Source organism: Streptomyces sp. NPDC052020 (assembly GCF_040680575.1).
Lineage (GTDB): Bacteria > Actinomycetota > Actinomycetes > Streptomycetales > Streptomycetaceae > Streptomyces.
Genome location: NZ_JBFAWY010000047.1, coordinates 18,327 through 40,022 on the forward strand (window position 1 = coordinate 18,327; position 21,696 = coordinate 40,022).

General features: G+C 72.9%; 17 protein-coding genes and 2 pseudogenes. 5 read left to right on the forward strand and 14 right to left on the reverse strand.

The window, feature by feature from the left end; translation table 11 throughout:
* Window positions 1-163: 163 nt before the first annotated feature.
* The gene (locus tag AB0L74_RS31290) at window positions 164-997 is read left to right on the forward strand and encodes a PaaX family transcriptional regulator C-terminal domain-containing protein (protein ID WP_365659848.1); all 834 of its coding nucleotides are present in this window, start codon (window positions 164-166) and stop codon (window positions 995-997) included.
* A gap of 180 nt (window positions 998-1,177) precedes the next feature.
* On the opposite strand, the gene AB0L74_RS31295 is transcribed toward AB0L74_RS31290, so the two are convergent.
* Window positions 1,178-2,083 (reverse strand): SDR family oxidoreductase, encoded by a 906-nt coding sequence (locus tag AB0L74_RS31295; RefSeq protein WP_365659851.1) that lies wholly within the window; start codon window positions 2,081-2,083, stop codon window positions 1,178-1,180.
* A gap of 232 nt (window positions 2,084-2,315) precedes the next feature.
* Window positions 2,316-4,310 (reverse strand): FAD-dependent oxidoreductase, encoded by a 1,995-nt coding sequence (locus AB0L74_RS31300; protein ID WP_365659854.1) that lies wholly within the window; start codon window positions 4,308-4,310, stop codon window positions 2,316-2,318.
* Between the two features lie 235 nt (window positions 4,311-4,545).
* On the opposite strand from AB0L74_RS31300, the gene AB0L74_RS31305 reads away from it, so the two are divergent.
* On the forward strand, window positions 4,546-6,450 hold the full coding sequence (locus AB0L74_RS31305; RefSeq protein WP_365659857.1) for an NAD-binding lipoprotein: 1,905 nt from the start codon (window positions 4,546-4,548) through the stop codon (window positions 6,448-6,450).
* A 263-nt stretch (window positions 6,451-6,713) separates the two neighbouring features.
* Here AB0L74_RS31305 and AB0L74_RS31310 read toward each other — a convergent pair whose 3' ends face one another.
* Window positions 6,714-7,595: a serine hydrolase domain-containing protein gene (locus tag AB0L74_RS31310; RefSeq protein ID WP_365659859.1), complete on the reverse strand. Its 882-nt coding sequence runs from the start codon at window positions 7,593-7,595 to the stop codon at window positions 6,714-6,716.
* Between AB0L74_RS31310 and AB0L74_RS31315 the strand changes: the two are divergent.
* Window positions 7,485-7,895 (forward strand): annotated as a pseudogene (locus AB0L74_RS31315) (TetR/AcrR family transcriptional regulator); the annotation flags it as partial. The gene AB0L74_RS31310 and the pseudogene AB0L74_RS31315 overlap by 111 nt on opposite strands.
* Window positions 7,896-8,129: 234 nt before the next feature.
* Here AB0L74_RS31315 and AB0L74_RS31320 read toward each other — a convergent pair.
* Both AB0L74_RS31320 and AB0L74_RS31325 read right to left on the reverse strand, forming a co-directional pair.
* Complete coding sequence (locus tag AB0L74_RS31320; protein WP_365659862.1) at window positions 8,130-10,514, reverse strand: excinuclease ABC subunit UvrA; 2,385 nt, start codon at window positions 10,512-10,514, stop codon at window positions 8,130-8,132.
* Window positions 10,515-10,717: 203 nt separating this feature from the next.
* Window positions 10,718-10,960, reverse strand: coding sequence for a hypothetical protein (locus AB0L74_RS31325; RefSeq protein ID WP_365659921.1), 243 nt, complete (start codon window positions 10,958-10,960; stop codon window positions 10,718-10,720).
* 422 nt (window positions 10,961-11,382) lie between these two features.
* Here AB0L74_RS31325 and AB0L74_RS31330 point away from each other — a divergent pair, with 422 nt between their 5' ends.
* Entirely contained in the window at window positions 11,383-11,757 is a 375-nt protein-coding gene (locus AB0L74_RS31330) for an ATP-binding protein (protein ID WP_365659865.1), read from the forward strand.
* Window positions 11,758-11,927: 170 nt separating this feature from the next.
* Window positions 11,928-12,425 (forward strand): hemerythrin domain-containing protein, encoded by a 498-nt coding sequence (locus tag AB0L74_RS31335; RefSeq protein ID WP_365659867.1) that lies wholly within the window; start codon window positions 11,928-11,930, stop codon window positions 12,423-12,425.
* A gap of 126 nt (window positions 12,426-12,551) precedes the next feature.
* On the opposite strand, the pseudogene AB0L74_RS31340 reads toward AB0L74_RS31335, so the two are convergent.
* From AB0L74_RS31340 to manB, 9 genes and pseudogenes are all read right to left on the reverse strand, one after another.
* Window positions 12,552-13,100: pseudogene (locus AB0L74_RS31340) on the reverse strand (GNAT family protein); the annotation flags it as partial.
* A 14-nt stretch (window positions 13,101-13,114) separates the two neighbouring features.
* Window positions 13,115-14,341 carry an acyltransferase gene (locus AB0L74_RS31345; RefSeq protein WP_365659870.1) on the reverse strand — a complete coding sequence of 409 codons (1,227 nt, stop codon included), beginning with the start codon at window positions 14,339-14,341 and terminating at the stop codon, window positions 13,115-13,117.
* Window positions 14,338-15,375 (reverse strand): GDP-mannose 4,6-dehydratase, encoded by a 1,038-nt coding sequence (locus tag AB0L74_RS31350; RefSeq protein WP_365659873.1) that lies wholly within the window; start codon window positions 15,373-15,375, stop codon window positions 14,338-14,340. The genes AB0L74_RS31345 and AB0L74_RS31350 overlap by 4 nt, the downstream gene beginning before the upstream one ends.
* The gene (locus tag AB0L74_RS31355; RefSeq protein WP_365659876.1) at window positions 15,372-15,989 is read right to left on the reverse strand and encodes an HAD family hydrolase; all 618 of its coding nucleotides are present in this window, start codon (window positions 15,987-15,989) and stop codon (window positions 15,372-15,374) included. The genes AB0L74_RS31350 and AB0L74_RS31355 overlap by 4 nt, the downstream gene beginning before the upstream one ends.
* A gap of 11 nt (window positions 15,990-16,000) precedes the next feature.
* Window positions 16,001-17,038: an NAD-dependent epimerase/dehydratase family protein gene (locus AB0L74_RS31360; RefSeq protein WP_365659879.1), complete on the reverse strand. Its 1,038-nt coding sequence runs from the start codon at window positions 17,036-17,038 to the stop codon at window positions 16,001-16,003.
* A 14-nt stretch (window positions 17,039-17,052) separates the two neighbouring features.
* The gene (locus tag AB0L74_RS31365; protein WP_365659882.1) at window positions 17,053-17,793 is read right to left on the reverse strand and encodes an HAD family hydrolase; all 741 of its coding nucleotides are present in this window, start codon (window positions 17,791-17,793) and stop codon (window positions 17,053-17,055) included.
* Between the two features lie 131 nt (window positions 17,794-17,924).
* Window positions 17,925-18,878, reverse strand: coding sequence for an FkbM family methyltransferase (locus tag AB0L74_RS31370; protein ID WP_365659885.1), 954 nt, complete (start codon window positions 18,876-18,878; stop codon window positions 17,925-17,927).
* Window positions 18,879-18,933: 55 nt separating this feature from the next.
* A complete protein-coding gene (locus AB0L74_RS31375) occupies window positions 18,934-19,986 on the reverse strand; it encodes a methyltransferase (RefSeq protein WP_365659888.1) in 1,053 nt (350 codons plus the stop codon).
* A complete protein-coding gene (gene manB / locus AB0L74_RS31380; protein WP_365659891.1) occupies window positions 19,983-21,674 on the reverse strand; it encodes a phosphomannomutase/phosphoglucomutase in 1,692 nt (563 codons plus the stop codon). Before manB ends, AB0L74_RS31375 begins: the two co-directional genes overlap by 4 nt.
* Between the last annotated feature and the right edge of the window lie 22 nt (window positions 21,675-21,696).

A 21,696-nucleotide genomic window follows, 5' to 3' on the forward strand; every position in this document is an offset into this window, starting at 1 on the left:
CCGGGAGCGGCCGCCGCGGCACGTCCCGGCTGCCGCCGGCGCCGAGGGAGCCGCCGGCTCGCCCGCCACCGTCGCGGGCGCGGTCCCCCGCCGCTCCCGTGCGGGCCGGCGACCGCGCTCCGAGGCCAGGTCAGCGGCTGATCAACGGCGGTACGGTGGCCGTGTGAGTGTTGAAGGAGCGCTGCGCCCCCAATCCCTGATGCTGACGTTCCTGGGCGACCAGGTGCTCGGACGCGACGTGTGTGTGTACTCCGGCAGTGTCATCGATGTCTTCGCTCGCGTGGGCGTCGGTGAGCAGGCGACCCGCTCGACGCTCAGCCGCATGGTCAACCGCGGTCTGCTGCGCCGCCAGCGCGAGGGCCGCCGGATGTACTTCGGGCTGACCGAGCGCTCGGCGGCCGTGCTGCGCGACGGTGAGCGGCGCGTCTGGCACACGGGCGCCGTCAACCGGCACTGGGACGGCACCTGGACCCTGCTGGGTTTCTCCCTGCCGGAGTCCTGGCAGCGCCAGCGCCACGACCTGCGCTCCCAGCTGACCTGGAGCGGTTTCGGCCCGCTGTTCAACGGTCTGTGGATCGCTCCCGGCGAGGTCGACGTGTCGTCGCTGGTGGCCGAGCTGGGCCTGTCCGCCCATGTGAAGGTGTTCCGCGCGCACGCCGACGCGGGAACGGACATCGGCGCCATGATCGAGGAGACCTGGGAACTGGGCGAGCTGGCGGACCGTTACGAGGCGTTCGTACGGCGCTGGCAACCGTGGGAGAGCCGGTCGCCGCGGGACGCGGACGACGCGCTTCCCCTGCGGCTGCGGGCCCAGGCCGAGTGGCTGCGGATCATCCGCGGCGACCCCCGGCTGCCGGTGAAGCATCTGCCGGACGACTGGCCGGCGCAGCGCGCCGAGCACACCTTCCGCGCGGTGCACGAGCGGCTCACCCCGCTCGCGGAGGCCGCCGCGGAGCGGCTTCTCGATCTGGTACCGGTGCGTGACGATCAGGCGTAGCGAGCCACGCCGGGCTCCGCCGCACGGTCACCGGCCCGGCGCCGCCCGCTCGCGCGGCGCCGGGCGGGCGGCCTCCCCGGTCCGCAGTCCCGGCCGCGCAGCGCCGCTCCCTCCCCGCCTCGTGCGGCCCTCAGCGGGACTGGAGCGCGTCCGGGGCGGCGGACCGCGCCGGCAGCCGGCTCAGAGTCCGGCGAGCTGCCCGCCGTCCACGAGCACCGAAGCGCCGGTCTGGAAGGCGAAGTCGGGCGAGGCCAGAGCCAGCGCCGCCGACGCCATCTCCTCGGGCCGGGCCATACGCTTGAACCCGTCGACCCCCAGGGCCGCGAACCGGGCCTTCTCCTGCTGCCACTGCTCGTCGGTCAGGCCGGCCGGGCGGTGGACGTCCAGCATCGGGGTGTCGGTCATGCCCGGGGAGAGAGCGACCACTCGGATGTTGTACGAGGCGTTCTCGAGGGCGGCGGCCTGGACCAGGCCGCTCACCCCGTTCTTGGCGGCCGTGTAGGACCCGAGACCGGGGCGGGTGGCGTACTGGTTGGACGAACCGGTCACCAGAATCACGCCGCCACCGAGCCGGCGCATAGGGGGGATCTCGTACTTGAGCGCCAGGAAGAGGCCACGGATGTTGGTGTGCGCCACGTCGTCCCACTCCTGGACCGTCACCTCGTGCAGGTCGGTGAAGGGCTTCTGGATCCCCGCGTTGTTGAGTGCCACATCAAGGCCCCCGTAGGTGCGCACCACCCGGTCCACGAAGTCCTCCACCTCATCGGGGCGGCGTACATCCGCGCGGATGTACGTCGCTTCGCCGCCCGCTGCGCGGATCTCGGCCTCCACCGACCGGCCCAGCCGCTCCCGTCGTCCGCAGAACCCCACCCGCGCTCCCTCCGCGGCGAACGCGATGGCCGCAGCCCGACCGATCCCGGAGGTGGCGCCGGTGATCAGCACGGTCTTCCCCTCGTACCGGCCGCTCCGCTCCACCGCCCGCCTTCCGGCGGCGCCGGCCACGCCCGACGCCCCCGCCCAGGCGAGCCCGGCAGCCGCTGCCCCGACCACCCCGCGGCGGCTGACGTTCTGTTTCCCTCGCTCCACGACGTCCTCCTCGGTCCTTCTGACGGCACGCGCCATGCTGCCGGGCGTGGCTGGAAGGAGCGCTGGAAGAAACGGTGGAAGAAACCAGCGGGGAAGCGGTGGGAGGTCCGACCGGCGCCCGGGATGCCCGCGGCCTTCGCCCAAGCCGGCCGGGGTCCCCGACGGGGACGCCGGCCGCGGGCGCCGCGGTCGGCGTCCCCGTGGAGGTAACGGACCTCCGGCGGAACACGGGTCAGGCCGTGTGGACCTCCAGGGCGGCACGCACCGCGGACTCCACGGCCCCCTCGATCCAGGCGGGTTTGACGGAGGTGTGGTCACCGGCGAAGTGCAACGGGCCCTCGGGCACGGGGATGTCGGGCAGCAGCTCCGTGTGCTGACCCGGCAGGAGCACCGAGGCCTCTCCGTAGGCGTAGGGGTCGCGCAGCCAGCTCTGGGTGCGGCCGGCACCGGTGTAGAACACCTCGATCCGCTGGCCGTAGACCTGCTGGAGGCCGCACAGGGCGTGCGGGTAGCGTGCCTCGTCGTCCAGGGAGTCCCAGCGCAGGGCGTCGTCGGCCCAGCTGTAGGAAGCCAGGACCACGCCGCCGTCGCTACCGGCGACCGGGTGGGAGGGGTGGAACATGAACCGGTTGGCGTTGTCCGACACCGAGCCGCCGCCGACGACGTCGACGGCCTCGGGCTGTTCGCGGGTGAGGGCGCGGTTGGCCGCGTAGTGGGTGCGCTGGCCGGGCGTGATGTGGCCGTCGGGCACCGAGGGGTGCGCGCCGAGCAGACGGCCGTCCGAGGCGGCGCGGCCGGTGCGGTAGGCGTCGTACAGCCCGGGATCGACGCGGTCCAGCTCGCGCTTCCAGTCCGCCTCGCCGAACTCCCACCAGCGGCGGCTGAATTCCAGGAGCACCTTGGTCGCGCTGTCGTAGTGCAGCTCAAAGACCGCGCGGCGCTTGCCGTAGGACATCGGCGGCGCGATCTGGACGTGCCGCAGGCCGGAGAACGGCACGGTGACCACGGCGGCGTCCGCGGTGAACTGCTCGCGCACGACGGGACCGCCCCGCCCCTCGGACACGGTGTCCACCCACACGTGCGGCCCCTTCTCCCCCGCGTGCCGGAGGTCCGGGGAGGGGCGGTCGGGGTCGTAGTACTCGATGCGGGTGACCCGGCGGTCGAACCGCACCTCCTCGCGTACGCGGCGCAGAAGGGCGTCCGGGAGGACGGCCGTGCCGCCCTCCAGTTCGTAGAAGGGCGTGTCGGGGCTGATGAGGGAGGAGCCGATGAAGCTGTGGATGAAGGACAGGGGCAGGCGCGAGGTGAGGTTCTCCAGGGTGCCGATCAGGTCGACGGTGCGTTCGTCGAAGCCCGCGTGCTCGGTGAGGAAGCGGAACATCGACCAGTGGCCGAACCGCTGCACCACGCGGGCCCAGCCCTCCAGCCGTTCCCGGAGCGGCTTGTCGACCCGCTTGCCGTCACCGTCGACGTAACTGAACTCGTCGCGCACGGGGTCCAGCGCGGTGCGCAGGAGGGTGGCGGCGGGGGTGTCCCAGTGGGCGCGGGGTACGCCGAAGGACCGGTTGATGCGCCGGGGCGCGCGGGCGTAGTCGGCACGGCGCATGCGGATGCCGTTGACGTGGATCCAGGTGCGGTGGGCGGGCCGGCCCTCGCTGTCCACGTCGACGTAGTGGAAACGCCGCTTCCTCAGCTCCAGCTGGTCGATCAGCCCCATCACCAGGGGGTGGCTGCCGGGAATGCGCATCGCGCCCGCCTCCGCGTACTGGCGGGGGTCGGCGAAGGGCTGCTCGGCACGTTCGTGGCCGCCGCGGCGGAAGGTCTTGACGCGTCCGCCCGCGCGGTTGCCGTTGGCCTCCAGCACCGTGACCCGGTGGCCTGCCCGCTTCAGCAGCCAGGCCGCGACCAGACCGGCCGGCCCCGCGCCGACGACCAGGACGTCCTTGGGGCGGGTCCGGCGCCGGGCGGGCAGGCCCTCGCGGAGGACGCGCTGGTAACCGGGGACGAGGGGCCGGTTGCCGGAGTCGAGCACGAGCAGTGCGCGAGCGACCGCCAGGCAGCGCTCGAAGTCGGTCTCCCGGCCGCCGCCCGGGGCGGCGGGGGCGGGCAGGGCCGCGGAGACACCACCGGTCAGAGCGGTCGCCACGGTGGCGGTGCCGGCCGCCGCCGTGAAACTCCGCCGGGAGACGCCGCCATGGGAACGCGCGATTACATGATCTTCAGTCATGCGGATGTCATACCGGTGGGCGTGGCCGAACGCGCCTGTTTCTCCGAGGAGTTGACTCGAAGGAGCGAAGAGTGCGGCCGTCCTGACGCGGCGCCGCCGATCGGTGCTCACGACCGGCTCGCCACACCGCGCCTTCTTCCCCGAACGGGTGAACGCCTGGCGAACCCCGCCGTGCGCCGCTGCCGGGCCCGCACACTGCCAGGAACATGTGCGCGGGGCGAGGCAGGGGGACAGTGTGGGGCGGCGGCGTTCTCGGCTGGGTGACAGGGCCCGTTACTGGTTCGACAGCACACTGTCCCGGGGCGTCTTCGCTCTGGCCGGCTGGCTGGCCCTGTTGTGCCTGGTCGTCGTCGTCCCGGCGAGCGCGGTACTGGTATGGACCGATCCGGAAGCGCCGGCTTCCCTGTCCGACCGGCTGGCGGCGGTGTGGCACCTCACCGGGGAGACGCTGCGGCTGGGCGGTGCGACCGGCGCGCCGCTCCGGATGACGATGTCGGTGCTGCTCGCCCTGGTCACCCTGCTGTACGTCTCCACCCTCGTCGGTCTGATCACGACGGCGCTGACGGAGCATCTCACGGCGCTGCGGCGCGGCCGTTCCACCGTGCTGGAACGGGGACACGCCGTGGTGCTGGGCTGGTCGGAGCAGGTCTTCACGGTGGTGGGCGAACTGGTGGCCGCCAACGCCAACCAGCGCCGGGCGGCGGTGGTCGTGCTGGCCGACCGCGACAAGACGGACATGGAGGAGGCCCTGGCCACGAAGGTGGGGCCGGCCGGGGCCACGCGGCTGATCTGCCGCAGCGGCCCCGTCACCGACCCGGCCGTGCTGGCCCTGACCAGCCCGGCCGAGGCCGGGGTCGTCCTCGTCCTCCCCCACGACGAGCCCGACGCCGACGCGGAGGTCGTCAAGACCCTGCTGGCGCTGGACCGCGCGCTGCCCGGCCGGACGCCCCGTCCCCCCGTCGTCGCCGCCGTCCGCAACGACCGGTACCGTCTGGCCGCCGCCCTCGCCGCCGGAGCGGACGGCGTCGTCCTGGAGAGCGACACCATCACCGCCAGGCTGATCGTGCAGGCGGCGCGCCAGCCCGGTCTCTCCCTCGTCCACCGGGAGCTGCTGGACTTCGCGGGACACGAGTTCTACGTGTTCGCGGAACCGGGCCTGGCGGGGCGCGCGTTCGGGGACGCGCTGCTGTCCTACACGACATCGAGCGTCGTCGGTCTGGTCCGGGAGGGCACTCCCCTGCTCGGCCCGCCGCCGCGGACGCGTATCCGCTCGGACGACCGGCTCATCGTCATCTCTCGCGACGACGACCCGGTCGGGCTGGAGGACTGCGCCGCGCTGGTCGAGGAGGCGGTGACGGTGTGCGGGCCACGGGCCCCGCGACGGCCGGAGCGGGTGCTCCTGCTGGGCTGGAACCGCCGGGCGCCGCTCATAGTCGACCAGTTGCGCCGCGGTGCCCCACCCCGGTCGGCCGTCGACGTGGTCACCGACGGTGGTCATACCACGGCCCGGCAGGTGGCGGACGCCGACAGGGACGCCGGCACCGGCCTGACCCTGACGCTGCACCGAGGTGACGTGACCCGTCCCGAGACCTTGCGACGCCTGGACATCGGCTCCTATGACAGCGTGATCGTGCTGGGTGGAGATCCGGCACCCGGCCGGCCTCCAGGCGAGCCGGACAACCAGACGCTCGTCACCCTGCTTCTGCTCCGGGACCTGGAGGAGACCATCGGACGGGAGTTGCCGGTGGTCACCGAACTGGTCGACGACCGCAATCGGGCGCTGGCACCGATCAGCCCCGGAGCCGACGTGATCGTCAGCGGCAAGCTCATCGGTCTCCTCATGGCGCAGATCTCCCAGAACCGGCACCTGGCGGCCGTCTTCGAGGAGCTGCTCTCCGCGCAGGGCAGCGGCATTCGTCTGCGGCCGGCCGCCGAGTACGTCCGGCCGGACCGCGAGACGGCCTTCGCCACGGTCGTGGCCGCCGCGCGCGACCGGGGGGAGTGCGCCATCGGGTACCGCGTCCATGGTGACGTGCCGAACGGGCCCGGCTACGGGCTGCGGATCAATCCGCCGAAGTCCGAGCGCCGCCGCTGGGCGGCCCGGGACGAAGTGGTCGTCATCGGCGAGGACCGCGGATGACGCGGGCACCGCCCGCCGGACGCCCCGTCGGGGTGCTACGAAGGGACGGGACGCCGGCGTGTGACATGGGCGTCGGCCACTTCCGGCGGTGCCGGCGTCACGTCGGCCGTGGCCGCCTCCGCAGGTGTGCGACCGCCAGGGCTCCGGCCAGGCATGGGCCACCCCGGTCCGGCTCAGCACCGGAGGCAGGGGCCGGCCGGGACATGGGCGGTGGCACGGCCGACGAGCCGGGCAGTGGGTGGAACCGACTGTCGCCGGTCCGGTCAGCCGTACATCGCCACGCGGTGGAGAGCCGCGAGCGCGTCGTCGATGGGATGGGGCTGCGGTTTTCCCGAGGAGTCGAGCCTGTTCCACCTCTGCTGGTTCACCGCGACGGCCAGCTGCCGCCTGCCGTCGGCACGCGTCATGGCCAGCGCTCCGGCCCCCCAGACCGTGCCGCCGTGACCCCAGAAGGTGCCCTGGCCGGGGGCCTTCACCGGGTGCAGGCCCAGTCCGTAGTCGATCGTCTTTCCCTCCTGGTTGACGACCGGGACGGTGCGCCGCATCTGCGCCAGCGACGCCGGGCTGACGATCTCGCCGGCCAGCAGGGCGCCGAAGAAGCGGTTGAGGTCTGTGACGGTCGATATCAGCGAGCCCGCGGGCCCCACCCACGACATGCCGTAGACGCTGTAGTCGCGAGGCGGGTCGATCATGCCGAACCACGCCTCGTAGATCCGTGAGTGCGGCCCGTCGATGTGCGGTTCGTCGGGGAGCTCGGTGTCCCGGAGCCCGGCGCGTTCGATGACGTTCCAAGTGATGTACCGCTCGGCCGTGGTGCCGGTCACCTGCCTCAAGAGTTCGCCGAGGAGCAGGTAGTTGGTGTTGGAGTACACCCCCGGAGTGCCGCCCGGGGCGCCGGCGGCGGGGGCGCCGACCCCCACCCTGATCAGTTCGGTGGGGTCGAACCGCGTGAGCCGGTTGTCGTCCAGGCTCTCGGGCCCGGTGTCCGCGAGGGCCGGGAGCGCCTTGAGGGAGGGGTAGGCGTAAGGGAGGTACTCCGCGAGGCCGCTGGTGCCTTCGGCCGGCAGCCCCAGCTCGCCGCGGTCTGGGGGCGCTACGCGTCCGGCGGCACCGGGTCCCGGCTGGTCATGGAAGAGGTGCTGCAAGCCCTGCGAGCGTCCGGACTGCCCGACGAGGAGATCCCGGCGCGCTACCACCGGCTCGCGGTCCTCATCGTCGCGTTGATCGCCTCCGAGGCCGGGGTCAGCACCATGACCCCCACGGAGTACGAACAGGGCATGGAGCTGTTCCGCGTCGCGGTACTCGGCGCCGACCCCGAACGCTTTCCCGCCCTCGCCCACTTCGCCCGTGAGGTCCGCCCGCTCGGGGCGGATCGCCGCGCCGCGTTCGAAGAGATCCTCGCCGCCCAGCTCGCCGACATCGAGGCCGCGATCGGCCCGGGCTAGTGCCGCGGCTTCACTGAGCGGGATCTTGGGGAGGCGAGCCGGCTGCCCCGCGCTCCAGGGTGCGGTGGCCGCCGCCGTTCCCCGAGCCCCGCGGGCGGCGGCCTGTCCGGGCCCGGAGACGGGGTACCGGGCCCGCCCCTCCCCCGCCCCGGGTGCCCCCGGGCCGCCCGCGCCGCCGGAGCCGTCGGGCGGTCGCCCCGCCGCCGGCACCCGTCAGCGGGGCGGGGCTTGGGCTCAGGCGCCGACGTAGGCCGCGAGGTGCTCCCCGGTGAGGGTGGAGCGCGCGGCGACGAGGTCGGCCGGTGTGCCTTCGAAGACGATCCGGCCGCCGTCGTGGCCGGCGCCGGGGCCGAGGTCGACGATCCAGTCGGCGTGCGCCATGACCGCCTGGTGGTGCTCGATGACGATGACCGATTTACCGGAGTCGACGATCCGGTCGAGCAGGCCGAGCAGGTTCTCGACGTCGGCGAGGTGAAGGCCCGTGGTCGGTTCGTCGAGGACGTAGACGCCGCCCTTGTCGGCCATGTGCGTGGCCAGCTTCAGCCGCTGCCGTTCGCCGCCGGACAGCGTGGTGAGCGGCTGGCCCAGGGTCAGGTAGCCGAGCCCGACGTCGGCGAGCCGCGTCAGGATCTTGTGGGCCGCCGGCGTGCGGGCCTGACCCGCCCCGAAGAACTCCTCCGCCTCCGTGACCGGCATGGCCAGCACCTCGCTGATGTCCCGGCCGCCGAGCCGGTACTCCAGCACCGACGCCTCGAACCGCCGTCCCTCGCAGTCCTCGCAGGTGGTGGCGACGCCGGCCATCATCGCCAGGTCGGTGTAGATGACACCGGCGCCGTTGCAAGTGGGGCAGGCGCCCTCGGAGTTGGCGCTGAACAGGGCCGGCTTGACGCCGTTGGCCTTGGCGAACGCCTTGCGGATCGGGTCCAGCAGCCCCGTGTACGTCGCCGGGTTGCTGCGCCGGGAGCCGCGGATGGGCGCCTGGTCCACCGACACCACACCCGCGTGGGCCGGCATCGACCCGTGCAGCAGCGAACTCTTGCCCGATCCGGCCACCCCGGTCACCACGACCAGCACCCCGAGCGGGATGTCGACGTCGACGGCCCGCAGGTTGTTCGCCGTCGCGCCGCGGATCTCCAGCACGCCGGTCGGCTTTCGTACCGTCTCCTTCAGGGACGCCCGGTCGTCGAGGTGCCGCCCGGTGACCGTGTCGCTCGCCCGCAGCCCCTCCACGGTGCCCTCGAAACAGACGGCGCCGCCCGCCGTGCCGGCGCCGGGACCGAGGTCCACGACATGGTCGGCGATCGCGATGACCTCCGGCTTGTGCTCCACGACCAGCACCGTGTTGCCCTTGTCCCGCAGGCGCAGCAGCAGCTCGTTCATCCGCTGGATGTCATGCGGGTGCAGACCGCTGGTCGGCTCGTCGAACACGTACGTCACATCGGTGAGCGAGGACCCGAGGTGGCGGATCATCTTCACGCGCTGCGCCTCGCCGCCCGAGAGCGTGCCCGCCGGCCGCTCCAGGGAGAGATAGCCGAGGCCGATCTCGACGAACGAGTCGAGGGTGTTCTGGAGCGCGGTGAGCAGCGGCGCCACCGACGGCTCGTCGATGCCGCGTACCCATGCGGCCAGGTCGCGGATCTCCATCGCGCAGGCGTCGGCGATGCTGATGCCCTTGATCTTCGACGAGCGGGCCCCCGCGCTGAGCCGGGTGCCGTCGCACTCGGGGCAGGTGGTGAAGGTGACCGCCCGTTCCACGAAGGCCCGGATGTGCGGCTGCATCGCCTCCTTGTCCTTGGTCAGAAACGACTTCTGGATCTTGGGGATCAGCCCCTCGTAGGTGAGGTTGATGCCCTCGACCTTGATCTTCGTCGGCTCCTTGTGCAGCAGATCGTGCAGCTCGCGCTTGGTGAACTGCCGGATCGGCTTATCGGGGTCGAAGAAGCCGCAGCCGCTGAAGATCCGTCCGTACCAGCCGTCCACGCTGTAGCCGGGGATGGTGAGCGCGCCCTCGTTGAGCGACTTGCCGTCGTCGTACAGCTGCGTCAGGTCGAAATCGGTGACCGAGCCCCGGCCCTCGCAGCGCGGGCACATGCCGCCCGTTTTCTCGTACGTCGCCTTGACCGCCTTCTTCGCTCCGCGCTCGACGGTGATCGCGCCGGACGCCCGCACCGAGGCGGTGTTGAAGGAGTAGGCGCTGGGCGGCCCGATGTGCGGGTCGCCGAGCCGGCTGAAGAGGATCCGCAGCATCGCGTTGGCGTCGGTAGCGGTGCCCACCGTGGAGCGCGGGTCGGCGCCCATCCGCTGCTGGTCCACGCTGATCACGGTCGTCAGCCCGTCGAGGACGTCGACCTCCGGCCGGGCCGTCGTCGGCATGAAGCCCTGGACGAAGGCGCTGTATGTCTCGTTGATCAGACGCTGCGACTCCGCGGCGATCGTGTCGAACACCAGCGAGCTCTTGCCCGAACCGGAGACGCCGGTGAAGACCGTCAGCCGGCGCTTGGGAATCTCGACGCTGACGTCCTTGAGGTTGTTCTCGCGGGCGCCGTGCACACGGATCAGGTCGTGGCTGTCGGCGATGTGCGGGGCGGGCGGCGTGTCCGTCTGCGTGGCCTTGCTCATCGTGTCTCCATCGGTCGGGCGGGCCGCCTGCGCGGTCTCCGCCGGAATCGGCGGGGAGTGCCGTGCTGCCTTCGACGCTACGAGGGGCGGGCGCGTTCGTCTTCTTCGATCCTGACCGACCTGACCGACCGGCCGTCGCCGGGGCACCCCGGCCCGCCGTGCGCCCGGGTTCGAGCGCCTGGCCCGGCACCGGGCCAGGCGGCTCAGTAGGCGCGCGCCACCACGGCGATGTTGCCCGGCTGGTCGTCCCGCTCGGGGACCGAGCCGTCCGCCGCGACCAGGCACCGCACGGACACGCCGCGCTCGGCGAGGCGCGCCTCGCCCTCCGGGCCCACCATGGTGCCCCGCACCGGCCCGTTGTCGGCCAGCTCCGCCTTGGTGATCAGCTCCTGGTACCAGCGCGGGAAATGATCCGCCCGGGGCGTGAGAACGGGTGCCTTTGCCATGGCGCGCAGAGTAGGGCGCGGACCGCTCCCCGCGCGAGCGGATTACCGCGCGGCCTTTTCCGCCCGGGGGGCCGGAGGCGGGCGTCCACTGGCGTCGGTGAAGCGTCCTTGTTTCCCGCTCTTCCCTTTCCGGGAGAGGGGAGGAGGCATGAGCCCCCTGTCACACCGCGACGAACGTTCAGTCACCCTCGCCGGCGCCGGAGATGATTCCACCGGCGAAAGAAGCCCACTCCCGCGCATACGGCGGGTACCGCTGCCGCGCCCGCTGCCGTCCCCGAAGTGAAGCCGGAGGCGCCGGCGGCTCGTCGCGTCAATACGTGTACAGCGGGTACTCGCGACGCAGCGGAACCGTTACCGTGCCGGGAGGGAACACAGTGGACGAATCGTCAGTGCGAGCGGTGGGCTGGGCGCGCTCACTGCCCATGAACACTGGTCCGAAGGCCGCGCGTGACTGGGCGCGCGAGCATCTGGAGACGCTCGACTGGACCCACAGCGCCCCGCAGACGGTGAACGATGTGCTGCTGACCGTGTCGGAGCTGGTCACCAACGCTCATGTGCACGCCCACTCCACGGCCCGGCTCGTGCTGACCTGGGACGGCCAGTGCCTGCATGTCGCCGTCCACGACGACGACACGGCACTGCCCGCACCCCGCCCGCCCAGCCACGACCGCCCTGGCGGGCGGGGCATGCTCCTGGTCGACGCCGTGGCCGACCACTGGGAAGCCCGGTCCTGCCCCGACGGCAAGTCGGTCACCGCCTGCTTCCGCCCACCGGCGACGGCCACAGACGCCCGCTGATCCGTGCCCATGGGCGAGAGGCGGGAAGCACGCCGGGTGAGCGCGCACGCGACCGACGGCGGCTGAGCCCGCGCGGCCGTCGGCGGCAGACGGAAAAGCCACGTCTCACCTGCGAAAAGCCGGGTATTCGCGAGAACGGATCACCGTCGCCCAACGTGAGGAGAACCGCTGTGCCGTCCACCGACGTCGTCGAACTCATCCTGGAGGACCACCGCCGCATGGAAGACCTCTTCCGCACCATGCGCAACGTCGAAGCCGACCGTGCCGCCGCTCTAGAGGAGTTCGCGGATCTCCTCATCGCGCACGCCTCGGCGGAGGAGGACAAGGTCTACCCCGCTCTGCGGCGCTACAAGAACGTGGACGGTGAGGACGTGGACCACAGCGTCCACGAGCACCACGAGGCCAACGCGGCGCTTCTCGCCCTGCTGGAAGTGGAGGACACGGCTTCCGAAGAGTGGGAGGAGAAGCTGGAAGAGCTCGTCACGGCGGTCAATCACCACGCGGACGAGGAGGAGCGAACCCTCCTCAACGATGCCCGGGAGAATGTCAGCGACGACCGCCGCGACGAGCTGGGCCAGGCGTTCCGCGAGGCACGTGCCCGGTACCTGGAATCGAACTGCGGCAGCGTCGAGAACGTACGCAAGCTGGTGACCGCCGCCGGCGATTGAGCTGTTCGGCGTGCCCTCCCGAAACGGCGGCTGTCCGGCGGCGGGCTCGCCCGCCTCGACAGCCGTTCCCGGGAGCGCCATCGAGCCGGTGATCAGCGGCCTCGTCCTGGTCGGGATGCCGGCGGGTCAAGCCCGACCGGCCCACTCCCGGTCGAGGAGGGCGTGCACGACGGAGTCACGCCACTTCCCCGCTTTGACAACGTGCTCCCGAATGGTGCCCTCCTCAACCATGCCCGCGGACGACATGGTTCTCGCCGAGGCTGTGTTGAGCGGCGAGCGCGCTCCCCAGACGCGGTGAAGGCCCAGGTCTTCGAAGCCGAAGGCGAAGAGCAGACGGACTGCCTCCAGGCCGTAGCCGGCGCCCCAGGTGTCCGGGCGCAGCGCGAAACCGAGCGTGGCCGCGCGCTGCTGGTGCGGGTCCAGAGCGATCCGCCCGTGCCCGACCAGTCGGCCTGTGTCCCGTTCGACGACCGCGAGTGCGTACTCCGTGCGGGGTTCGGCGGCCGCCGAGGCGATGGCCCCGGCCACGTTCTGGGCGGCCTGGTCCCGAGTACGCGGCTCGAACGAGAGGTGCTCTGTGGCCTCCGGGCTGCCGTAGACGGCGAACATCGGGTCTACGTCCTCGGTGACCAGCTCACGGAGCTGAAGGCGCGCACTGGAACGCTTGACCGGGTACCTGCCCCCGGACTCTACCGGCGGGGCAGGCCGGCCGGGCGGGCGGACAGAACTTCGGTCCGCGCGCGCGGGCCGCGACTGCCCGGTGTCCGCGCGGCCCAGCGGCGCATCGCGGGCCGTTCCACCGTCACGTGGAGCAGCCATGCCGTCAGCAGCGACGCGGCGGCCGTCAGCACGGCCCAGCCGAACCGCGCCGCGAACCCGGAGCCCGGACCGGGGGCCAGGGGGGTCATGCCCAGGTACTGGAGCACGAACAGGTGCACCAGGAAGAGGGCGTACGACAGTTCACCGAGCCGGACCACGGGCCGCCGCCGCAGCAGGGACCGTCCGCGCCGCACGTCGTTGTGCGCGCAGGCGACGATCAGCAGGGCGAGCGGCAGCACCAGCACGGCGGAGAAGGTGAAGAGGAACGGCACGTACAGGGCCAGGGGGAACGCCACGGCCAGCGCGGCGACGGCGTGCCGGATGCGGACCGGGCTGTGCGGCCGGGCCGCCACGAGACGGGCGAGCACCATGCCGAGCACGAACTCGGCGAGCCGGGTCAGCGGGAAGACGTAGACGAACCAGAACTGCGTCCGGCTGACCGGAAACGCGTCGTAGGCGGGTTCGTCGGGCAGCGCCCCCGCCGCCAGCGGCAGCGCGGCGACCAGCACGCACAGGGCGAGGGCGCAACCCGGCAGGCGGCGCTCCGGCACCCCGCCCACGAGCCGGGACAGCCAGGGGAAGCACAGATAGAAGAAGACCTCGCAGGACAGTGACCAGCTCACCCCGCTGATGACGCCGAAGTCCTCGATGACGGGGAAGACCCAGGCATGCAGCAGGGGCGCCTCCAGCAGGGCCACGGTGACGTTCGGGCCCGCACCGTCGCCCAGACCCAGGAGCAGCAGCCCGCCGGCGACCCCCAGCACCGCCAGGTGGCTCGGATAGATCCTGACCGCCCGCCGGCTCCAGAACCGGGTGGCCCGCTCGTCGCGGCCGGGCCAGTTCAGCAGGAATCCGCTGAGGAGGAAGAAGAAGCCGACGCCCGCCCAGGCGCCCTGGTGCAGCACCAGGTCGACCGTGTCGCCGCTCCAGACCCGCTCCGGCCAGATCATCTCGTAGGTGTGGCAGGCCAGCACGAGGAACGCGGCGACGAACCGCAGTCCGGTGAGGGACGGCAGGGCACGAGGCGACCGGCCGGTCCCGCCCCGCGGGGAGGAAGGCCCGGCCGCCGGCCGGTGCCCGTCGCCGCGAGCGGTCACCAGTCTTCCGCTTCGGTGTGCGGGTGGAGCACGGCGTGCTTCTCCCGCTCGGCACGCTCCAGGTCCGCCTCCACCATCATCCGCATGAGGTCGTCGAAGCCGACGGTCGGCTCCCAGCCCAGCTGCGCCCGTGCCCGCTTGGGGTCCGCGCACAGCAGGTCCACCTCGGCGGGCCGTACCAGGCGGGAGTCGCCGACGACGTGCCGTGTCCAGTCCAGCCCCACCGCGTCGAACGCGATTCGCACCGCGTCGCGGACCGAGTGCGTACGGCCGGTTCCCACGACGTAGTCGGCGGGCTGGTCCTGCTGGAGCATCAGGTGCATCGCCTTCACGTAGTCGCCGGCGAAGCCCCAGTCGCGTACGGCGTCGAGATTGCCGAGCCGCAGTTCGCTCTGCAGGCCCTTGCTGATCCGGGCGGCGGCGCGGGAGATCTTGCGGGTGACGAACTCCCGGCCCCGGCGCGGGGACTCGTGGTTGAAGAGGATGCCGGAGACGGCGAACAGGCCGAAGGACTCCCGGTAGTTGCGGGTGATGAAGTGACCGTATGTCTTGGCGACCCCGTACGGGCTGCGCGGGTGCAGGGCGGTGTCCTCGTTCTGCGGGACTTCGCGCACCTTGCCGAACATCTCCGAGGACGACGCCTGGTAGAAGCGGATCTGTCCGGTGGTGCCCGTGGTGCCCGACCTGCCGATGCCGCTCACCATACGGATGGCCTCCAGCATGCGCAGCACGCCCAGGCCGGTCACCTCGCCGGTGAGTTCGGCCTGCTGCCACGACATGGGCACGTAACTGATGGCGGCGAGGTTGTAGACCTCGTCGGGCTGTGCCCGGTCGACGGCCGCCACCAGGCTGCTCTGGTCCAGCAGGTCGCCCTCGACGAACCGCAGGTCGCCGACGAGCCGGCTGATCCGGGAGCGATGGGGGTTGCCCTGCCCCCTCACCAGCCCCCACACCTCGTAACCGCAGTGCAGCAGGTGCTCGGCCAGGTAGGAACCGTCCTGGCCGGTGACTCCGGTGATCAGTGCGCGTTTCACAGCAGTGCTCCCTCGGTCGGGGCCGGGCGCGGGCCAGGGGTGCCGGGCCGGCCGCCCGGCGGGCTCCAGCGGGCGGTCCGCAGGCTCGCCACCAGGCCGGCCACGGCACCGAGGTCGGCCACGCTGCCCAGGCAGCCGGGGCGCAGCGTTTCGAGCCGGCCGCGGCCGGTCCGTACGTGCACGGACCAGCAGCCGGCCTCGGCGGCGGCTGCCAGGTCGGTGTCGTGGTCGCCGACGAGGAGCGCCTCGGCCGGTGCCACGCCGAGCTTTTCGAGGGCCTGGACGAGCATGCCGGGCCGGGGTTTGCGGCACGGGCAGCCGGCGTCCGGGAGGTGGGGGCAGTGGACGACGACCGGCCGGGGCACGCCCGCCTCGGCGAGGTCGGCGGTCATCCGGTCGTGGATGCGGCTCAGCCCGTCCGCGGTGAGCAGGCCCCGGCCGACCGCCGACTGGTTGGTGACCACGGCGATCCGCGGGATACCGAGGTCGGTGAGGCGACAGCAGGCGTCGACGGCGCCCGGGAGCCACTGCCACTGCGCGGGGTGTGTCACATGGTCGGGGCGGTTGACGTTCAGCACCCCGTCGCGGTCCAGCAGGACGGCACGGAAAGGCATGGGGGGTCCCTTCAGTCGATGCCCTGGGGCGTGAACCGGGGCTGCGGGCGGTGCTCGGCCAGGAGGTCCCGCACGGCCGCGCGGACCGCGGCGTGCGACGGCAGCGCCGGACGCCAGCCGAGGGCGAGCAGGCGTTGCGGGGTGATCCGCAGGGTCGGGATGTCCCCGGCCCAGCCCCGTCCGCCCCCGCCGAACACGATCTCCGCGTCCGGGCCCGGGAATTCGGCCACCGCGATGCGGGCGACCTCGGCGGCCGAGGTGGCGTCGGTGTTGCAGACGTCGTAGGTCTCGAATCGCCGGTCCGTCCGCGGGCCTGACCCGGCCGGCTGGCGGGCGAGTGCCGTCAGTGCGGTGACGCAGTCGGTGACATGGAGGTAGCTGCGGGTCTGGCGCCCGTCCCCGAGGACGGTGAGCTTGCCCGGCTCCCGCTCCAGCCGGGTGACGAAGTCGTGGACGATGCCCCGGCGCATGCCGCCGCCCACGATGTTGGAGAGCCGGGCGGCGACGGCCCGGAAGCCGCACTCGTGGGCGGCGGCCGACACGAAGGCCTCAGCGGCCGCCTTGCCGGCCCCGAACCGGGTCGCGGGGCGTGGCACGCGCTGGGACTCCTCGGTGGGGGCGTCGGCCCCGTCGCCGTAGACCAGCTGGCTGGACGTCATGACCAGGACGTCGGGCGGCTGCTCGGCGACGGCTTCCAGGAGGCAGACGGTGCCGCCCACGGTCGTTTCGTAGTCGGCGCGGGCCGCCGCGGCCCACGAGCGGTTCTCCGTGTGCGCGGCCAGGTGGAAGACGGTCCGCGCCCCATGGGCCAGCCGTCGCAGCGCGTGGATGTCACGCAGGTCGGCCTGTTCGTAGCGGAATCCGGGGGTGCCCGCGAGGGCCCACAGGCGGTTGGCGCCGTCCCATGGGACGCGGTCCGCGGCGCTCACCCGGACGCCGTCCCTCACCAGCGCGGTCACGAGGTGTGCGCCGATGAAGCCCGCTGCGCCGGTGACGAAGGCGTGCGGCGGGTCCGCTGGGCCCGCGTCCGTACGGTCCGTGGTGTCCATAACCTGGCCTTTCGTCAGTCGGTGACCTGGATCAGCCCGGCGAGCCGCGCCAGGCTCCGGATGCGCACGTAGCGGGCGGTGTCATCCGGGTAGATGCCCAAGGGGTCGTACAGGACGGTGGGCGGGAGGTGGGCCGGGGCGCCGTCGAGGGTGTCGGCGACGTAGCGGCACTCGTGGAGCGGGCGGCCGAGCGCGACGGCCGCCATGCGGAAGATCCGCGGGTCGGGTTTGGCGACGCCGACGACCGAGGAGTCCAGTACTCCGTCGAGTTTCGGGAGCAGTCCGGCGCCGGCCAGTTCGGCGTGCGCCTTGCCGTCGGCGTTGCTGATGACGTACCGCTGCACATGCGGCGGGAGCGTGTCGAGCAGGGCCACGGCCTCCGGGTTGACCAGGCTCCACAGCCGGGTGTCGGGGACCTCGCTGCGGACCGCGGCCCACAGTCTGCGGCCCGTCTCGGCCGGGCATCCGGCGTGCCGGGACCACAGGTCCTCGAAGCGGCGCACCTCGCCGCCGCCTTCCGGATCGCCCAGGTCGCGGTCGCGGGCGGCGAGCGAGACCGCGTGCCGCGCGGTCGTGGCGGAGACACGGACCCCGAAGCGGAGGGCGAAGTCCGCGAGGATCTCGCCGTCGATCAGCATCAGCACTCCGCCGGAGTCCAGCAGCAGGGCCGGAGCGGCACGCCGGGGCGCCCGGCGGGCGGCCGGTCCTGTGCGTGCGGTCGCGGCGCTCCCGGCCGCGCTCGGGGATGCGGTCATGGCTGCACTCCAGTCCTCGCGATTGCTCCGGGGGACGGGCCCGGGACCCGGCGGGCGGTGCGGCCGCCAGGTCCCGGGCCGGTCCGCGGGCGACCGCGGTCACGGGCCGGCCCCGGGGCCGCTCGTGTGGATCAGGCCGGACCGGGGGTGAGGAGGAGGTTGACGAAGTCGCGTTCGGTGGCCTCCGCGGCGGCGGCGAACTCGTCGTCGGGCAGGGCGGGATCGATGGGCAGGTCGTCGACGACGTCCCGGGTGAAGCCGAGGGAGGAGTAGATCCGCAGCACCTCCACCGGGTCGTCCCCGCGGTCGCGGATGCCGGGCGGCCAGAACTCCACCAGCATCCGGGGCCGGCAGCGGCGCAGGGTGCGGGTCATGCCGAGGACGGCCAGGTGGTCCGCGCCCTGGAGATCGATCTTGATGAACGAGATGCCGGGGACGTCCTGGAGGACGTCGTCGAGAGCGATCACGGGCACGGGGTGGCTCAGCTCGGTGGCGGCGTCGAGCACCCGGTGGTCCCCGGTGTTGTGGTCCTTGTCCCGCCGCAGGTGGCCGATGCCCGGCTCGGCGCCCGCGGCGGCGAACACGGGGACGACGTTGCGGGCGCCGTTGCGGATCAGGTTCTGGACGAGGAGCTGGTGGTTCCAGGCGTCCGCCTCGAAGGCGATGACCCGGCCCCGCTCCTGTACGAGCCCGGACATGAGCAGGGAGAAGTAGCCCACGTGGGCACCGATGTCCAAGACGGTGGCGCCCGGGGTGACGTGCTTGCGCAGCGCCTCCTCCTCGTCTTGTTCCCACCGGCCGGTCTCGGCGATCTCTTCCCGGATGATGGCGTCGTCTCCGTCGATGAGCAGTTCACCGACGTCCGAGGCGAGCCGCTCGGGCAGATGCCATCCGGCGGGATCGCCGTCCGCGACCGCCCGGCCGATGATCGGGCGCCACAGCGCGGCCGTGGTGTCTCCGGCGGACCGCCGGTCCTGCGGCGAGGCGTTCCCGGTCGCCGTGGCGGCGGCGGCCGCCGCCGCCCGCTGGACGGTGAGCGCGAAGTCGGCCGGTGACGGGCCGCCGTAGGGTTCGTGCTGGGTCATTTCCTTCCCTTCTGCGAGGGTTCGGGCCTTCGGGCCGGGGCGGGTCGGGCGCGGTTCAGACGGGGGTGCCCTCGACCACGCTGTGGTAGGCGGCGTCGAGGTACTCGTGGTCGCCGAGGCGGCGGGCGCCGGTGAGGCGGAAGCCCGCCGCCTGGAAGAGGGCGGCGAACTCCCCTTCAGAACGGACCCGGCCACCGGTGGTCACCAGCAGGTCCATGTCGGTGGTGACGATGCCGTGGGCGGGGCCCAGGTCCTCGGCGCGCTCGGGCATGAGCGGTTCCATCACCAGCAGGCGGCCGTGATCGGGCATGGCGGCCCGGCAGTTGCGCAGGATGGCCAGGACGTGCTCGTCGTCCCAGTCGTGCAGCACGCTCTTGAGCACGTACAAGTCACCGCCGGTGACGACGTGGTCGAAGGCGTCTCCGGCGACCACGTCGCAGCGGTCGGACAGCCCCGCACCGGCCAGGGTCTCCGCAGCCTGGGCGACTCCCTCCGCGCGGTCGAAGACGATGCCGCGCAGCCCGGGGTGGGCCAGCAGGAGGCAGGTCAGCAGCGCGCCGTTGCCGCCCCCGACGTCCACGACGGTCTTGTAGGGGGAGAAGTCGTAGCCCTGCGCCAGGGCGCGTCCGGCGACCCGGGTGTCCTCGCCCATGGCGCGATTGAAGACGGCGTACTCCTCGGGGTGCCGGGCGTAGTACTCGAAGTACGGCAGTCCGTGGATGCGTTCGAATGCGTTCCGCCCCGTGCGCACCGTCTCCGCCAGGCCGCCCCAGCTGCGCCACATGGCGTCGCCGGCGAACAGGAGCACCATGTCCCGCAGCGACTCGGGGACGTCGGAGCGCAGCGGGCGTCCCATGTCCGTCAGGGCGTAGCTGTCGTCGCCTTGGGCCTCGACGAGGCCCATGCCCGCCATGCCGCGCAGCAGCCGGCGCAGGGACGCCTCGTGGGCACCGGTCACCCGGGCCACCTCGGCACTGGTCCGGGGTCCCTCGGCCAGCGCGTCGGGGACGCCGAGGGTGACGGCGGCGTTGATCACCTGCGCGGGCATGGCGCCGAAGGCCAGCTGCCACAGCTTGGGGATCTGGTCGTCGTTGTCGGTCCGGGTCATATGGCTCCTCCGGTGGCATGGCCGGTGCCCCGTCCGCGCGGGCCGCCGACGGGAAACTCGACGGCAGGGGTGGTGTCGGGGGTGCCGGCGGTGTGGGTGGGATCGGTGAGGCCCGCGGGGCGCCCGTCCGCGGCGCCCCGGGCGTCCGCCGCGCCGGCGCGGGCCGCGGCAGGCGCGGGCGCGGCGCCCGGGGCGGCCCTGGCAGGCGCCGGCCGGTCGTCCGCCGTGGCCGACGGGGCCGTGGGCCGGGCGGTGGCCGCGCTGTCCGCACGGTGCGCGGCACCCGGGGCGGCCGTGGGACGCCCGAGCCGTTCGTCCGCCGCGGACGGCCTGGACGACGCGGCCGTGAGGGTGAGGATCTCCGCGTGGAGGGCGGTCGCCGTGGAGGCGTCGGCCGCCTCGACGTTGAGCCGGAGCAGGCCGTGGTTCTCGGTGTTGGCGGGACGGAGGTTGAACCAGGCGCCGTCCGGCAGGTGGACGGTGAGTCCGTCCAGCCGGTCGACGTGGGAGGCCCGGCCGGCGAAGGCACTCTCGACCGCCGCCAGCCGCTCCGCGGGGTCGTCGGCCGGCACGGTCGTCTCGGGTGCCGCCGCGTACGGCGCGTGCCTGCGGGCCAGCCGGGAGACGGGCCCGCCCTCGGCCGAGACGGTGGCCAGGACGTGCAGGGCGGCCAGCATGCCCGAGTCGGCGTTCCAGAAGTCGCGGAAGTAGTAGTGGGCGGAGTGTTCGATGCCGAGCACCGCCTGGGCGTCCGCCATCGCCTGTTTGACGTAGGTGTGGCCGACCCGGCAGCGCACCGGGCGCCCGCCGTGCCCGGTCACCGTCTCCGGCACGGCCCGGGAGACGGCGGCGCCGTGCACCACCGCGGACCCCGGCCGCCTGGCCAGTTCCCGCACGGCGAGCAGCGCGCCCAGCGCGCTCGGCGAGACGGTCCGCCCGGTCTCGTCCACCACGACACAGCGGTCCGCGTCCCCGTCGAAGACCAGGCCCAGGTCCGCTCCCGTGCGGCGCACCTCATCCCGCAGCGCGTCGGTGCGTCCGGGCTTCATCGGGTCGGCGTCCTCGTGCGGGAAGCGGCCGTTCAGGTGGCAGTTGAGCGGGATCAGCTCCCGGACCAGTCCGTCCAGGACGGCCGGCGCGGTGAGGCCGGCCATGCCGTTCTGGGCGTCCACCACGACCCTGAGCCGGTGTCCGCCCATCGGCCCGGCCAGGCGGAGCAGATGCCGGCGGTAGTCGTCGAGCACGGTGAGGTGACGGAGGCGTCCGGTGACCGCGGAGCGCGGCGGGAGTCCGCGCCGGGCCATGTCCCGCAGGGAGCGCAGCCCCGTCTCCCAGCCGACGGGCACCGCGTGGGCACGGCAGAGCTTGACGCCGTTGCAGTGGGGCGGATTGTGGCTCGCGGTGATCATCGCTCCGGGCAGGCCCAGGGCCCCGGAGGCGTAGTACAGCATGTCGGTGCTGACCTGCCCGACGTGGACCAGGTCGGCCCCCTGGCCCAGCACGCCCCGGGTGAAGGCCTCGGCCAGCCGGGGTGAGGAAGGCCGCATGTCGTGGCCGAGCACCACGGCGCGGGCCTGCGCCAGGCGGGCGAAGCACGCTCCGAACACCTCGACGAGCCGCTCGTCCAGTTCCTCGTCCACCACTCCTCGGATGTCGTACGCCTTGACCACACCGGTGGGTTCGCGCACCGGGGCTCCTTCCTGAATCTGT

Coding starts and splice junctions, on each gene's coding strand:
- AB0L74_RS31300 (WP_365659854.1), bottom strand. CDS start 4,310: ATGACTGAAGATCATGTAATCGCGCGTTCCCATGGCGGCGTCTCCCGG.
- AB0L74_RS31320 (WP_365659862.1), bottom strand. CDS start 10,514: ATGAGCAAGGCCACGCAGACGGACACGCCGCCCGCCCCGCACATCGCC.
- AB0L74_RS31325 (WP_365659921.1), bottom strand. CDS start 10,960: ATGGCAAAGGCACCCGTTCTCACGCCCCGGGCGGATCATTTCCCGCGC.
- AB0L74_RS31330 (WP_365659865.1), top strand. CDS start 11,383: ATGAACACTGGTCCGAAGGCCGCGCGTGACTGGGCGCGCGAGCATCTG.
- AB0L74_RS31355 (WP_365659876.1), bottom strand. CDS start 15,989: ATGCCTTTCCGTGCCGTCCTGCTGGACCGCGACGGGGTGCTGAACGTC.
- AB0L74_RS31360 (WP_365659879.1), bottom strand. CDS start 17,038: ATGGACACCACGGACCGTACGGACGCGGGCCCAGCGGACCCGCCGCAC.
- AB0L74_RS31365 (WP_365659882.1), bottom strand. CDS start 17,793: ATGACCGCATCCCCGAGCGCGGCCGGGAGCGCCGCGACCGCACGCACA.
- AB0L74_RS31370 (WP_365659885.1), bottom strand. CDS start 18,878: ATGACCCAGCACGAACCCTACGGCGGCCCGTCACCGGCCGACTTCGCG.
- AB0L74_RS31375 (WP_365659888.1), bottom strand. CDS start 19,986: ATGACCCGGACCGACAACGACGACCAGATCCCCAAGCTGTGGCAGCTG.